The organism is Planotetraspora kaengkrachanensis (assembly GCF_016862895.1).
Lineage (GTDB): Bacteria > Actinomycetota > Actinomycetes > Streptosporangiales > Streptosporangiaceae > Planotetraspora > Planotetraspora kaengkrachanensis.
Genome location: NZ_BONV01000017.1, coordinates 105,765 through 119,205, shown reverse-complemented (window position 1 = coordinate 119,205; position 13,441 = coordinate 105,765). Strand labels below are relative to the sequence as shown.

General features: G+C 69.6%; 13 protein-coding genes. 9 read left to right on the top strand and 4 right to left on the bottom strand.

Annotated features, from left to right (window positions below; translation table 11 throughout):
• Nucleotides 1–62 precede the first annotated feature (62 nt).
• The 5 genes from Pka01_RS19875 (at nucleotide 63) to Pka01_RS19855 (ending at nucleotide 5,893) form a co-directional block, all read left to right on the top strand.
• Nucleotides 63–881, top strand: coding sequence for a class I SAM-dependent methyltransferase (locus Pka01_RS19875; RefSeq protein WP_203884307.1), 819 nt, complete (start codon nucleotides 63–65; stop codon nucleotides 879–881).
• A 178-nt stretch (nucleotides 882–1,059) separates the two neighbouring features.
• Nucleotides 1,060–2,070, top strand: coding sequence for an aldo/keto reductase (locus Pka01_RS19870; protein ID WP_203884306.1), 1,011 nt, complete (start codon nucleotides 1,060–1,062; stop codon nucleotides 2,068–2,070).
• Between the two features lie 130 nt (nucleotides 2,071–2,200).
• Complete coding sequence (locus tag Pka01_RS19865; protein ID WP_203884305.1) at nucleotides 2,201–3,277, top strand: LLM class flavin-dependent oxidoreductase; 1,077 nt, start codon at nucleotides 2,201–2,203, stop codon at nucleotides 3,275–3,277.
• Entirely contained in the window at nucleotides 3,274–3,891 is a 618-nt protein-coding gene (locus Pka01_RS19860) for a CE1759 family FMN reductase (protein ID WP_203884304.1), read from the top strand. Before Pka01_RS19865 ends, Pka01_RS19860 begins: the two co-directional genes overlap by 4 nt.
• Nucleotides 3,892–4,051: 160 nt before the next feature.
• A complete protein-coding gene (locus tag Pka01_RS19855) occupies nucleotides 4,052–5,893 on the top strand; it encodes an AfsR/SARP family transcriptional regulator (RefSeq protein WP_203884303.1) in 1,842 nt (613 codons plus the stop codon).
• A 13-nt stretch (nucleotides 5,894–5,906) separates the two neighbouring features.
• Here Pka01_RS19855 and Pka01_RS19850 read toward each other — a convergent pair whose 3' ends face one another.
• Together Pka01_RS19850 and Pka01_RS19845 are read right to left on the bottom strand one after the other, a co-directional pair.
• Nucleotides 5,907–7,214 (bottom strand): DUF5919 domain-containing protein, encoded by a 1,308-nt coding sequence (locus Pka01_RS19850; RefSeq protein ID WP_203884302.1) that lies wholly within the window; start codon nucleotides 7,212–7,214, stop codon nucleotides 5,907–5,909.
• 58 nt (nucleotides 7,215–7,272) lie between these two features.
• Nucleotides 7,273–8,163: a pirin family protein gene (locus Pka01_RS19845; protein WP_203884301.1), complete on the bottom strand. Its 891-nt coding sequence runs from the start codon at nucleotides 8,161–8,163 to the stop codon at nucleotides 7,273–7,275.
• Between the two features lie 279 nt (nucleotides 8,164–8,442).
• On the opposite strand from Pka01_RS19845, the gene Pka01_RS19840 reads away from it, so the two are divergent.
• From Pka01_RS19840 to Pka01_RS19825, 4 genes are all read left to right on the top strand, one after another.
• Entirely contained in the window at nucleotides 8,443–8,613 is a 171-nt protein-coding gene (locus Pka01_RS19840; RefSeq protein WP_203884300.1) for a hypothetical protein, read from the top strand.
• Nucleotides 8,610–9,518: a CHAP domain-containing protein gene (locus tag Pka01_RS19835; protein WP_203884299.1), complete on the top strand. Its 909-nt coding sequence runs from the start codon at nucleotides 8,610–8,612 to the stop codon at nucleotides 9,516–9,518. Before Pka01_RS19840 ends, Pka01_RS19835 begins: the two co-directional genes overlap by 4 nt.
• A 312-nt stretch (nucleotides 9,519–9,830) precedes the next feature.
• A complete protein-coding gene (locus Pka01_RS19830) occupies nucleotides 9,831–10,451 on the top strand; it encodes a DUF305 domain-containing protein (RefSeq protein WP_203884298.1) in 621 nt (206 codons plus the stop codon).
• Nucleotides 10,452–10,581: 130 nt separating this feature from the next.
• Nucleotides 10,582–11,424, top strand: coding sequence for an MBL fold metallo-hydrolase (locus tag Pka01_RS19825; protein ID WP_203884297.1), 843 nt, complete (start codon nucleotides 10,582–10,584; stop codon nucleotides 11,422–11,424).
• 8 nt (nucleotides 11,425–11,432) lie between these two features.
• Here the strand turns inward: Pka01_RS19825 and Pka01_RS19820 are convergent, their stop codons facing one another.
• Together Pka01_RS19820 and Pka01_RS19815 are read right to left on the bottom strand one after the other, a co-directional pair.
• Nucleotides 11,433–12,506: an MFS transporter gene (locus Pka01_RS19820; protein WP_239115141.1), complete on the bottom strand. Its 1,074-nt coding sequence runs from the start codon at nucleotides 12,504–12,506 to the stop codon at nucleotides 11,433–11,435.
• 124 nt (nucleotides 12,507–12,630) lie between these two features.
• Nucleotides 12,631–13,437, bottom strand: coding sequence for a TIGR03943 family putative permease subunit (locus Pka01_RS19815; protein WP_239115152.1), 807 nt, complete (start codon nucleotides 13,435–13,437; stop codon nucleotides 12,631–12,633).
• Nucleotides 13,438–13,441 lie beyond the last annotated feature (4 nt).

The window sequence follows — 13,441 nt, the reverse complement described above, 5'->3', positions numbered from 1 at the left end:
CGCCGAGCCTTGCCGTACCTCGCCTGATTGACGAGTGGGCATGTGCCCACCATAGTGGGCGCATGCCCACTATACCTTTCGACCGGCAGCCCCCTCATGAGGACCGGCGGCGGGCGGAGTCGTTCGGCTCCGATCCCGAACGCTACGACCGCACCCGCCCGCACTACCCCGATGCCATGGTGGACGCGATCGTCGCCGGCAGCCCCGGCCCCGACGTCCTCGACGTCGGCAGCGGCACCGGCATAGACGCGCGGCAGTTCCAGGCGGCCGGCTGCAAGGTGCTCGGGGTCGAACCCGACGAGCGCATGGCCGACTTCGCGCGGCGCGGCGGGGTCGAGACCGAGGTGGCGACGTTCGAAGTCTGGGACCCCGCCGGCCGGAACTTCGACGCGGTCGTCGCCGGGCAGGCCTGGCACTGGGTGGACCCGGTGGCGGGGGCGACGAAGGCGGCACAGGTCCTCCGGCCCACCGGCCGGCTGGCGGTGTTCTGGAACGTCGCCCAGCCTCCCCCGGAAGCGGTGCAGGCCTTCTCCGCCGTCTATCAGCGGGTGCTGCCCGACTCGCTGGCCTCGATGGCCTACCGCCAGATCGCCCCCAGTCGGGACGGATACTCGGCGCTGTCCGCCAAAGCCATTGACGGCATCCATGAGGCGGGCGCGTTCGGCGAGCCTGAGCAGTGGCGATTCGACTGGGAGCGGTTCTACACCCGAGACGAGTGGCTGGACCAGTTGCCCACTCACGGCGGCCACACCCGGCTTCCGCCGGCCAAGCTGGACGAGGTGCTCACAGGCATGGGAGCCGCCGTCGCCGCGCTGGGCGGCGGCTTCACGATGCACTACACCACGGTGGTGGTCACCGCCATGCGCACCGGCGGCGCCTGACCTGTTGAACCCGATCGGCGGTTCGTACGCCACGCAGGGCGTAGATCTAGCGTCTGAAAGGTCCCAAATGGCGCCAAGGGTGGCGCAAAGTCTGAATGAGGGATCTTCGCCCGGATGTCCGGATGGATGGAACGTGAGAAAGGAGCAGCGCCCTCAACGTGCGGAGAGGTTCACCACCATGGGCATCAGATCCTTCCTTCCCGGCAGCCTGGGCTTCGGCACCGCGCCGCTGGGCAACATGTACCGCGCCATCCCCGACGACGAGGCCGCGGCGACCGTCGCCGCCGCGTGGGACGCGGGCACCCGCTATTTCGACACCGCTCCCTTCTACGGCGCGGGCCTGGCGGAGATCCGGCTGGGCGAGGCGTTGGCCGACCGTCCTCGAGACGAGTTCGCCCTGAGCACCAAGGTCGGGCGGCTCATCCTCGACGAGACCGAGGACCCGTCGGCTCGTGACCTCGGCGAGAAGGGCGGGTTGTTCGAGCACGGCCGTCCGAACAAGATCGTTTATGACTACAGTGCGGACGGCGCCCGCAGGTCGATCGCCGACAGCCTCAAGCGCCTGAAGACCGACCGGATCGACATCGTCTGGGTGCACGACGTCTCCCCGGACTTCTGGGGGGACGAGTGGCTGGCCGCCTTCGATTCCGCCCGCACCGGCGCCTTCCGCGTCCTGCAGCAACTGCGTGACGAAGGCGTCATCAAGGGATGGGGCCTGGGTGTCAACCGGGTCGAGCCGCTCGAGGTGACCCTGGACCTCGACGAACCGCGTCCTGACGCCTTCCTGCTGGCCGGCCGTTACACGCTCCTCGACCACGAGCACGCCCTGCAGCGACTGTTCCCGGCCGCGCAGGAGCAGGGCGTCGACATCGTGGTGGGCGGGCCGTACAGTTCCGGAATCCTCGCCGGCGGGACGCACTTCGAGTATCAGAAGGCGCCGGCTTCCATCGTCGCGAAAGTGGAGCGCCTGAGGGCCCTCGCCGAGCAGTTCGGCATCACGATCAAGGCGGCGGCGCTGCAGTTCTCCCTCGCGCACCCCGTCACAGCCGCGGTCATACCCGGCGCCTCACGGCCGAGTCGCATCGCCGAGGACGTCGCCGCGCTGAGCGAGACGGTCCCGGCGGCATTCTGGACGGCGCTGCGTGAGGAGAAACTGATCGCGCCGGACGCCCCCGTGCCCACCGATTGACCGCGGCCCGCCGTGACACGTATGTACGGCACGTGATGCGGACGTGCAGGAGGCGTCAACGCCGGGGCGCTTTCATCGGGACGTGACCGGAGAACCGGTCGTAGACGACGTTCACGAACTGAGGCACGTCATGCATTTCGGCATCTTCACCGTCGGCGACATCTCGCCCGATCCGGCGACCGGGCGCGCGCCGACCGAGCATGAGCGCATGAAGCGGATGATCGAGACCGCGATCAGGGCGGAGGAGGCCGGCCTCGACGTCTTCGCGATGGGCGAGCACCACAATCCGCCGTTCGTGACGTCCTCGCCCACCACGCTCCTCGGCTACATCGTCGCCCGGACCAGCAAGATCCTGCTGTCGACGTCCACCACGCTGATCACCACGAACGACCCGGTGAAGATCGCTGAAGACTTCGCGACGCTCCAGCACCTCGCAGACGGCCGCGTCGACCTGATGATGGGCCGGGGCAACACCGGCCCGGTGTATCCGTGGTTCGGCAAGGACATCCGCGACGGCATCTCGCTCGCGGTCGAGAACTACGCGTTGCTGCGCCGGTTGTGGCGCGAGGACGTGGTCGACTGGCAGGGCAGGTTCCGTACCCCGTTGCAGTCGTTCACCTCGACTCCGCGTCCGCTCGACGGCGTTCCGCCGTTCGTCTGGCACGGCTCGATCCGCAGTCCGGAGATCGCGGAACAGGCCGCCTACTACGGCGACGGGTTCTTCCACAACAACATCTTCTGGCCGAAGGAGCACACCCGGCGGATGATCGACCTGTACCGCACCAGGTTCGAGTTCTACGGGCACGGGCCGGCCGACCAGGCGATCGTGGGGCTCGGCGGGCAGGTGTACATGCGGCGCAAATCGCAGGACGCCATCGCCGAATTCCGGCCGTTCTTCGACAACTCCCCGGTGTACGGCCACGGGCCGTCGCTGGAGGAGACCATGGAGCAGACGCCGCTGTCGGTCGGCAGCCCCCAGCAGATCATCGATCGGACCCTCCAGTTCCGGGAGGACTTCGGCGACTACCAGCGCCAGCTGTTCAACGTCGACGGCATGGGCCTGCCGCATGAGGCGGTGCTGGACCAGATCGAGTTCCTCGGAGAAGAGGTCGTCCCCGTGCTCCGCAAGGAGTTCGCGGCGTCGCGACCGGCGCACATCCCCGACCCGCCGACGCACGAGTCGCTGAAGGCGGCGGTTGCCCGATGAGGCGCACCATCGCCGTGGTGTCCGCCGGGCTCGGCCGTCCGTCGTCGAGCCGGCTTCTCGCCGACCGCCTGGCCGCGGCCGCCGAGCGTGAGGTCCGTGAACTGGGTGACGAGGTCGAGGTGCGTGTGGCCGAGGTCCGCGACCACGCGCACGACCTGGTCGACGGCATGGTCAGCGGTTACCCGGCCCCGGAGCTCAAGGACGCGCTCGACACGGTGGCCGGGGCCGACGGGCTGATCGCGGTGACGCCGACGTTCACGGCCTCTTACAGCGGGTTGTTCAAGGCGTTCTTCGACGTCCTCGACATGGTGGACGACAACGCGCTGGCGGACAAACCAGTGCTGATCGGCGCCACGGGGGGCACCGCGCGGCACTCGCTGGTGCTGGAGAACGCGGTCCGGCCGCTGTTCGTCTATCTACGAGGCGTGGTCGTGCGGACGTCGGTGTTCGCGGCGCCGGAGGACTGGGGCGGCACGGCCGCGCCGGACCTCCTGGCACACCGGATCGACAGGGCGGCCGCCCAGCTCGCGGTCGAGATCCATCGGCGGGGCGCGCCGGTGGTCCGGGACCCGTTCGCACCGACGCCGTTCGCCGACCTGCTCGATGCCGGTTGACCTGCTTGACTCGCCTGCCCCGGCGCGGGCCGACCCGCTCGACGCATCCGCCCCGATTCGGTCTGGGCCGAGCTGCTCAGGTGCTGTCTGACCTGGAATAGCGGCCGTACGCCGGCCGTTGCCGAGGTGGGCGTGCGGTCGGTTCCGGAGGGAGTCCTGGATGGGCGAGCGGCTGCGGTTCGAGGTGCTCGGTCCGGTGCGCGCCTGGCGCGGCGACGACGAGCTCGAGCTGGGCTCCCCGCAGCAACGGGCGATTCTCGCGATCCTCCTGCTCCAGGCAGGTCTGCCCGCCTCGCCCGACCAGCTGATCGCCGCGATCTGGGGCGGAGCGGCGCCACGTGCCGCGGTCGGCGTGGTCCGGTCGTACGTGTCGCGGCTGCGCCGCGCCCTCGACCTCGGCCACCCGACAGCGGTGATCGAATCGGTGGGCGGGGGTTACGCGTTGCGGACCGAGCACCTCGACCTCACCGAGTTCCAGCGGCTGCTCGGCGTCGCGAGGGAGGCTCGTCGCGCCGGCGACCCGCCCGCCACGGCGACCGCGTTGCGTGAAGCGCTCGCCCTGTGGCACGGCACCCCGCTCGCCGGGGTCAACGGCGACTACGCCGAGTTCGAACGCGTACGGCTCGGGCAGTTGCGGCTCACGGCGATCGAGGACCTGGCGGCGGCCGACATCGAGTCCGGCCGCCACACCGAAGCGGCCGCCGAGCTCGCCGAGGTGATCGCCGAGCAGCCGCTGCGGGAGCGGCCGCGTGAGCTGCTGATGCTGGCGCTCTACCGGTCCGGACGGCAGGCCGACGCGCTCGCGGAGTTCGGGCAGGTGCAGCGCCTGCTCGCCGACGAGCTGGGGCTGGACCCGGGCCCGGACCTGCGGGAGATGCAGCGGCGGATCCTCGCGTCCGACCCGGCGCTGCTCGCCCCAGCCGTGCCGGCGCCCGCGACCGCCGTCACATCGCAGGGCCCCACGCAGCTGCCTCCGGACCTGCCGACCTTCGCCGGCCGCGTCGAGGAGCGGTCCCGGATCGCCGACGCCCTCACCCCCACCCACGCCAGCGTCCCGGTGGTCGGCCTCGAAGGTCTCGCCGGCGTCGGCAAGACCACTCTCGCCGTACACCTCGGGCACGCGGTGGCCGTGGACTTCCCCGACGGCCAGCTGTTCGTCGACCTCGGTACGGCCGGCGAGCCCCTGGCCGAGTTGTTACGCGGCGTCGGCGTGCCGGCCGCGGGGCTGCCCGAGTCGTTCAGCGAGCGGATGGCGTTGTGGCGGACGCTGACCACCGGCCGCCGGCTGCTCGTCGTGCTGGACGACGCCCGCGACGCCGATCAGGTCCGGCAGTTGCTGCCGGGGTCCGGCGGCTCCGCCGTCGTGATCACCGCACGGCAGCGGCTGTACGGCCTGGCACACGTCCACTGGCTGAAGCTGACCGGGCTCGGCGAGGACGACTCGATCGTGCTGCTGGAACGGCTCATCGGCGCTGACCGGGTGCGCCCGGAGCTCGCGGACGTCCGCGAGCTGGTACGGCGCACCGCCGGCCTGCCGCAGGTGTTGCAGGCTCTCGGCGCGCGGATCGCCTCGCGGCCGGGCTGGACCATCGCCGAGGCGAAGCGGCGGGTCGGCAGGCCCGGGCCCGGCTCGCCTGTGCTCCCGGCGGAGTGCAGGGCCATCGAGCAGCCGTTCACGTCGGTGATGGAGCAGTTGTCCCCCGAGCAGGCGCGGGCGTTCCGGCTGATGTCCGTGGCGGACCGTCCGGATGTCTCGCTCGGTGCCGCGGCGGCCCTGCTGGATCTTTCGCTCGGCGACACCGCGGTCCTGCTGGAGTCCCTCGTCGACATGCACCTGCTGGAGACCGGCGACCTGGACCGGTACTTCTACCAGCAGCCGTTGCGGGAGTTCGCCGTCAGCCGGGCCTTCGCCGACGACGGCCCCGAGGCGATCCAGGCGGCGCTTGCCAGGCTCGCCCAGTTCGACAGGTCCGAGAAGGGCCGGGTTCGCGTCGACGCGTAGTGCCCCGCAGCCGTCATTCGGCCGGCTCGGGCTCGTGATCTGAGGCGGTCCGCCAGAGGGCCTCGGCCTCCTCGACGAAATGGACGAACCACCGCTCGTCCGAGGAGGGCACCACGAACTTCGGCTCACCTGACGCCTGGTAGGTGAAGTACTCCATGAAGAGCGCGGACATCTCCCCGCGTGTGCTCACGGACGCGTCGACCGCGACCATGCCCATCGCGAGCGGATGCGAAGTCAGTCGTACCGTGAGATCGCCTCCGGTGGAAAGCCGGAGTTCGCGCAGAAGGCGCAGCGTGTTCCTTCCGCGCTCCCGCAGATTTTCCGGAGATCGCCCGGCGTAATACCTGTCGGCTGCCGTCGTCACGGCATCCGATTCAGGATCGATCAGCAGGAATCGAATCCTGCACCCCTTCGTCAGCCATTTTTCGAAATTCCCGTAATTGTTGTGGACGAGGGTGTTCCTGGTCGCCCCGGTGATGAGCAGTTCGTCCGCCGACTCCATCGCGGTGATCAGCTCGCCGTCGAATTCCTCTTTGAACTGCGGGCGTTGCGCGTGGGTGGGCTGAGGCCCGGCGAGGGGCGGCCAGGGGTTTCCGTCCTCCCACATCCTCTCCGCCTCCAACACGAAGTGCTGGTACCAGAACCCGTCGTTGCTCTCGAACTGGATCACCGGAAGGGACTCGGCGGGCGCGTGATATTCGTAGTGCTGGACGCATATGGTGCCGGCCGGGCTCTGCGTGTCGATGGCGTTCACGCTCATCGAGGGCACGTGCCTCAGCACCCGGATCTCCACGTCGCCCCGGGTCTCGTCCCGCAGGAAGGCGATCTCTTCGAGAGAGGCGTTGATCCTCGCCGCCAGGCGCCTGGGGTCCGAGCCCCTCTCCGCCCGGGCGGCGGCGTGCCGAAGCAACGCGTCATCGGTGGGGTCCAGCAGGAGGACGCGGACCTTCGCGCCGTTGAGGAGCAGTCGGCGGAGATCGTTTCGCATCGTCTGGACGGTCCGGGCCATCGAAACGCCGATGTACAGATACTGCGTGGCCGACGCACGCCGCTGGGCGAGGTCGGCCGGGAATTCCGTGCGCAGTATCGCCAGGGGATCTGCCTCACGAGACCTCGCTATTTCCGCGACGTGCCGCCGCGATCGGATCTGCGAAAAAGCGAGGAAGGCGAGCGCCCCCAATGTGACAGATGAAAGGGTCGTCGTACTGGATATGTTCACCGCGCCGAGCACGGTGAAAACGAGGGCGGTGAAAACGAGAATGTAGAGGTCGACGTTCTCATCACGAAGGGCCTGGGCGAAGGACTTCATGAGCCGGCGCATGGGGTCATTAGAGCACCGGAGGTCACCGGCGAACCACCCGCGTTCTTCCGCGGCCTCCCTATTGGTACTTCAGGCGGGCCTGGCGTGGGACGTCGCCGAACTTGCCGCCGTGGAAGTCCTGGAAGGCCTTGGTGATCTCGACCCGGCTGTTCATGACGAACGGCCCGCCCATGGCGATCGGCTCCATGATCGGACGGCCGCTGTAGATCATCAGCTGGGTGGGCCGTTCGCGGTCCCGGGTGTCGACGCGCAGTGTGCTGTCTCCCTCGGCGCCGGGCAGCGGATCCGACCAGGCGATCTCGCCGGCCAGGGCCCGGCGTCCCGCGATGGCGGCCTCGCCGGCGAGCACGTACGCGAAGGCCCGGTGAGACGCGGGGAGGTGATGGTCGACGGACGTGCCCGGCTCGAGGGTGACGATGGCGGCGGTGATCGGCCAGTGGTTGAGGGCGGGCCCTTCGACGCCGCCCGCCGAACCGGAGATCACGTCGACGGTCACACCGGGCCGGACGGTGGACACGGGACGCTTCGCGGCGAGCAGGTCCTGATAGCGCGTGTCGACCATCTTGGAGCGCGCGGGCAGGTTCAGCCACAGTTGCAGGGTGTGGGCGTGTTCGTCGCGGAAGGCCAGTTCACGGTGGATGATTCCGCGCCCGGCGGTCATCCACTGCACGTCGCCGGCCTGGAGCACCCCGGCGTGTCCGGCGTTGTCGCCGTGTTCGAGAACACCGTCCAGGATCGTGGTCACGGTCTCCATGCCCCGGTGGGGATGCCAGTCGAAGCCGGGCGAGGAGAACCAGTCCTCGCCCAGCACCAGGAACGGGTCCGTGCGCGCGGGGTCGGTCGGCGCGATGATGATCGCCCTGTCGTCCGTCTGGTCGTTGGGGCCCAGAACGATCTTCGCTTCGACGCGGTCGACGGTGCGAGCGGTGCTCGGCGCCTGAATGGTCACGGCGATCCTCCGGCAGAGGGGGCGGACCGCTCCGGTCCGCTCTGTGGTTTCCGATCTCTCGGCTCGTGACATCGGCGTGCCCGCTGTCCGGGAGATCCGGACTGTAGTCCGGTTCTGTCGAGAACCGTCGGATGTGACCGGCTATTCCATGGGCGCTCTCGCGTCGCGCGATCCCACCGGAAACTCCGCACGAATCCCGCAATCGAGACCGAATCGGTTGCCAGCTGATCAATCCGAGCGTTGCAGGATCTAATACGAAGATCTGCAACCGGAGGACCGATGTCTGAACCTGAACCATCCGAGGCCGATCTCGTCGCGGCCGAGGTGGACGTCCATGAATGGGGCCCGACGGAGGAGGACGAGGAACAGGTCCTCCGCGACCTCGGCTACGTGCTCAACCCCGTGACCGGCGTGTACGAAGGCGAGGGCCACGCGGTCGGTGACGCATGAGCGTGCAGAGCATGCTGGCGGCCGCCCGCGCGTCCCTCGGCATGGAGGGCCGCCCGAACGCCATCACCCGCGACTACGCGAAGCGCCACGGCGACGAGTTCCTCAAGGCGGCATGGTGCGACCAGGCGGTGACGTACTGGGCGAGGAAGAGCGACAACGTGGCGGCCGTCCTGCCCAACGGGGACCGCGCCTACACGGTCTGGCACGCCCAGGACGGCCAGAAACTGGGCCGATGGTTCGCGGGGACCGCGGCGAACGTGAAGGCCCACGCGAAGCCGGGCGCGATCGTGTTCTTCGACTGGGACGGGCGGGACGCCGTCGGCGGGGTCGACCACGTCGGCGTCGTCGAGCGCAACCTGGGTGACGGCCGTGTCCAGACGATCGAAGGCAACACCGGAGACGCCTGCAAGCGGCGCGTGCGCGCCGCCTCGGTGATCGCCGGCTTCTGGAATCCCGACTACAGCGTGGAGGACGACGTGCCCGAGGTGGTTTCGCTGGGAGCCGGCGTGGACCAGCAGGTCCCCGCGAACGGCGAGATCGTGGTGCGGTGGGGCACCGAGTACGTGGACGACCCCAAGGCCCACGGGGACAACGGGGTGGCGGTCCTCGCCTCCGGGTCGCGCTGGTGTCTCTGTGACGCCCTGGTGCGGATCGGCGGGCTCCAGCCTGGCGACGGGCTGGACGTCTCGTGGGCCCGTTACGACCGCGACGGGAAGAAGTTCCTCGACGACGCGTGGCGGCTCACCTGCCACGCCGGCCCGGACGGGCGCATCGAGGTCAGCCTCGGCGGCCAGTTCGGGCTGGGCACCGACAACCAGTTGCGGCTGAGGATCGTCAACGGCAGTCCTCGGGTGGCCGTCGTGGAGAAGGCCACCATGGCCAAGGTCGCGCTGTTCAAGCGCTGACCATGCGGACGCGCCCCGGGAGGGCCGACGGGACGAGCCTTCCCGCGGGTGTCCCCGCCCTGGTCTCGGCGGGCGACGATCACTCCTGTTCCGTAGGGCCCCGCCGACCTCGGCCGGGACAAGCGGCAGACTCGGAGCCTTCGGGTCCGAAGGACGCGAACTCGCATATGTGGATAAGTGGACCTACAGAATTCTCTGGGTGGAATTGACACCTTCCGTTTACTCTGAGGCGAGGCCCTCGCGGGGGCCTCCCTCGCCGAGATCTGAGATCCACGGTCTGAGATCTGGCCGGCCCGAGCGAGAGGGACGGACATGAGAGCGGTCACCGTCGGGGCGCCTCTCCTCGCCTTGGTCACCGTGTTCCTCGTCGCCCGATGCGTCGCCGCCGGTCCGACCTCGTCGGCGGCGAGTCACCACCATCACCCGGGTGAGGAGACGACCGCGGTCTCCGCGCCCGCCGTCACGCCGTCCGGCACCTTCAACGCGTCCTTCAACGCGACGGACGTCGCCTGGCTGCAACTGATGATCCCGATGACCGAGCAGGCCGTCCGATTGCTTGACCTCGCCCCGGACCAGACCGAGGACCCGCGGATCACGCGTTTTTCCCGATCCCTCAGCGCCGATTACCGTTCGGAACTTCAGCGCCTGCACGGCCTGCTGGACCGATCAGGCGTGCCGTACGTCAACGTGCATGAGGGGCACGATATCCCGGGCATGGTCACCACGGATGAGCTCAAGGTCGTCGCCGAGGCGAAGGGCGCCGCCTTCGACCGGCTCTTCACCGAGCACACGCGTGACTTCCTGACGCAGTCGGTGCTCGTCGCGCAGGGGGAGCAGGGGGCGGGGGCGGACGGCGACACCAAGGCCTTCGCCGCCGCCATGGCGGAGGCGCACGCGGGCGAGCTCGGCCAGCTCGCCGTGCTCGGAGACTGAGCCCCGCGGGCGTCGCGGCCCGTCCTTCGATTCGCCTGAGGTAGATCATTCGCCGGTCGGATGCCACCCCCCACGCATGGGTGATTCGTGCCTATATGCGTAGCCTGAAAGTGCGAGAGGGGAGGAAGGCATGAGCGATCAACGAGATGCGAGCGTCTTCTTCATCGGAAACGCGACCACGATCATTCGCTGTGACGGGTTCACGGTGCTGACCGACCCGAACTTCCTCCACCGCGGCCAGCGGGCGAACCTCGGCTGGGGGATCACCACGAAGCGCCGTACCGAGCCCGCGATGGACGTCTACGAGCTGCCGCCGCTCGACGCCGTCGTCCTGTCGCACATGCACGGCGATCACTGGGACCGGGTCGCGCGGCGCGGCCTGGACAAGGAAGTGCCGATCATCACGACCCATCAGGCCGCCCGCAGGCTCAAGCGGCAGGGCTTCCACAACGCGCTCGGCCTGGAGTACTGGGAGGAACACCGGATCCAGCGCGGCGACCGTACGCTCACGATCACCGCCACACCCGCACGTCACGCGCCCGGGCCGATGCAGATGCTGCTGCCGCCCTGCATGGGCAGCGTCTTGGACTTCACCAGGCAGGGCGAGATGGACATGCGCCTGCACATCAGCGGGGACACGATCATGGACCCGTGTCTGGCGGAGATCCCGCAGCGCTTCACCGACATCGACGTGGGCATCGTCCACCTCGGCGGGACCAAGATCCTCGGCATGCTCGTCTCCATGGACGGCTGGCAGGGGGCCGACTGGATCCAGCTGATCAAACCGGCGTCCGTGCTCCCGGTGCACTACGACGACTACGAGGTGTTCACCTCCGGCATCGACGACTTCCAGCAGCAGGTCAACCGGGCCAGGCTCTCGCATCTCGTCCACTACATCGGGCGCGGCGAGACCTACCACCTGCCTGTCCGGCGCCCGGGCACGCACCCGCAGCCGCCGCCGGGCCCGCGGTAGGCCGCGCCTCATCGCCGCACCGCGAGGGCGACCAGCAGGTACGGCACGGCGGCCACGGTGAAGATCAGCCACGGGCCGGCCCAGATGGATCCCAGGGCATAGGCGGCGAAGATGATCACCGCCATGGCCTCGACGCCGAGTCCGGCCATCGACGTGACGGTCGCGCGGGACCGGTCCGTGATCGCCTCCTGCAGTCGTGCGTCCACGGCGGCGGTGGCCCACTGGAAGATTCCGAATGCGACGGCGATGAGGGCGAAGCCGGCGGGCCGTCCGCTCGCCGCTCCGGCGGCGAGGCAGAGCCCGCCGACGGCCAGGGCGGGGGCGAGCGCCCGGGGCGCCCGTCCGGCGAGCCACCCGCCCACGGTCGCCCCGAAGGTGACCACCAGCACGAGGACGGGCACGACGGCCGTCGACACTCCGGTCGCGCGTGCGAGGAGCGGGAGGTACTCGTCGAGAGCACCGGCGCCGGAGATCACCGTGAGGAGCAGGAAGAGGCGCCGGACGAGCGGTGCCCCCCGCACCTCGCCGAGCCCGGCGCGGAGCACGCCCATGAAGGTCTCTTCCTGGCGATCCTCGGCCGAGGCTCTGGACTCGGGGAAGGTCCATCCCACCAGAGCCGTGATCAGAGTCACCGCCACGCTGGCCAGCCCCAGGGCGAGGTAACCGCCGACGGCGAAGACCGGCCCAGCGAGGGCGGAGGCGGTCATGACCGCCGTCGTGCCGATCGCCTCCGAGCGGCCGATGAGCCGGGCGTAGGCGTCGGCGGTGCCGAGGCGGTCGAGTTCCTCGTAGACGAGCGCCTGCATCGTGCCGGAACGCAGGGCACCGCCCGCGCCCCACAGAACGAAACCGAGCGCGAACGCGGGATACGAGGGCAGGAAGGTCCACAGCGCGAAACCGGAGCCGGTCAGCAGCGGCCCGACGATCAGCAGTCGCCGTCGGGAGAAGACGTCGGCCCACAGGCCGGACGGCACCTCGATCACGGAACTGGTGACCGACCAGATCACGAACAGCGACGAGATCTCGCCCGGGGACAGGCCGGTCTCGGCGAACAGCACCGCGTACACCGGATAGAGGAGCACGCAGTCTTCGGCGAAGGCATAGGCGTAGAGCCTCGCCGCGAGCGGGGATTCAGGTGAGCGTCAATGTCGCCAGGTCATGCTCCGGACTCTAACCGAGCACCCGCGCTCGTGGGCGGCCGCGGAATCATTCGTACGGTTCGAAGGGCTGCGGTATCTCGGTGACCTCGGTTGTCGTCAGCTCGGGCGGGACCGTGCCGTTCGGAATCCTGTCGGTCTTCGGGGCGATCCAGGTGCCCGTCACCTCGACCCAGGTGTCGTCCGGCGGGCGCTCGGCGTCGAGGACGGCGACCTTCAGCGCGATGGCGTCGGCGGCGCAGCAGCTCATCTGCATCCGCGTGACGTACCACCGGTCCTTCTTGCTCGAGCGCACGACGAAGCCGGTGAGCGTGACCTTCTTCCCGGCGAGCGAACGGCGGGAATCCCCCCATGCGCGGCCGATGAACTCTCCCAGCTCCATCGGCGTGGACTTGTCCGCGGGCAACGGGGCGTAGGCGCCGGCGGCGAGAGCGGGGGGCGGAGGCGGGGCCTCCTCCGAGCGGGCGGCGAAGGCGCCCAGCGGCGGAGGAGAGATCAGGAAGATGGCGAACACCGGCAGGCACAGCAGCCAGGCCGCCCGCGACACCTGGGAGTGGTCGTGCCCGTGATGGTGTCCGCGGCCTCCGGCGGCCACCCCTGTGGAAGCCGGTCCGGCGGCGCCGTCCGTGTGCGCCGGGCCGCCGGCGTCGCCCGTGTGGGCGAGGCGTTTCCCCGTGGTGTGCGGCTGACGCCACTCCTGGACCAGTCCGACGACGCCCAGCACGAGGATGACGACACCCGCCGCGATCAGGTATGGGCGGAACCCCGGCTTGACGTAGTTCACGTACGTCGTCGACAGGACGGTGACCCGCAAAACCGCGCCGCCGAGCAGGACGAGGATCAGGCTCTGGGACATCCGG

What these genes read in the sequence shown, in the direction of transcription:
- Pka01_RS19875 (WP_203884307.1), top strand. Translation starts at nt 63, where the DNA reads ATGCCCACTATACCTTTCGACCGGCAGCCCCCTCATGAGGACCGGCGG.
- Pka01_RS19870 (WP_203884306.1), top strand. Translation starts at nt 1,060, where the DNA reads ATGGGCATCAGATCCTTCCTTCCCGGCAGCCTGGGCTTCGGCACCGCG.
- Pka01_RS19865 (WP_203884305.1), top strand. Translation starts at nt 2,201, where the DNA reads ATGCATTTCGGCATCTTCACCGTCGGCGACATCTCGCCCGATCCGGCG.
- Pka01_RS19860 (WP_203884304.1), top strand. Translation starts at nt 3,274, where the DNA reads ATGAGGCGCACCATCGCCGTGGTGTCCGCCGGGCTCGGCCGTCCGTCG.
- Pka01_RS19855 (WP_203884303.1), top strand. Translation starts at nt 4,052, where the DNA reads ATGGGCGAGCGGCTGCGGTTCGAGGTGCTCGGTCCGGTGCGCGCCTGG.
- Pka01_RS19850 (WP_203884302.1), bottom strand. Translation starts at nt 7,214, where the DNA reads ATGCGCCGGCTCATGAAGTCCTTCGCCCAGGCCCTTCGTGATGAGAAC.
- Pka01_RS19840 (WP_203884300.1), top strand. Translation starts at nt 8,443, where the DNA reads ATGTCTGAACCTGAACCATCCGAGGCCGATCTCGTCGCGGCCGAGGTG.
- Pka01_RS19835 (WP_203884299.1), top strand. Translation starts at nt 8,610, where the DNA reads ATGAGCGTGCAGAGCATGCTGGCGGCCGCCCGCGCGTCCCTCGGCATG.
- Pka01_RS19830 (WP_203884298.1), top strand. Translation starts at nt 9,831, where the DNA reads ATGAGAGCGGTCACCGTCGGGGCGCCTCTCCTCGCCTTGGTCACCGTG.
- Pka01_RS19825 (WP_203884297.1), top strand. Translation starts at nt 10,582, where the DNA reads ATGAGCGATCAACGAGATGCGAGCGTCTTCTTCATCGGAAACGCGACC.
- Pka01_RS19815 (WP_239115152.1), bottom strand. Translation starts at nt 13,437, where the DNA reads ATGTCCCAGAGCCTGATCCTCGTCCTGCTCGGCGGCGCGGTTTTGCGG.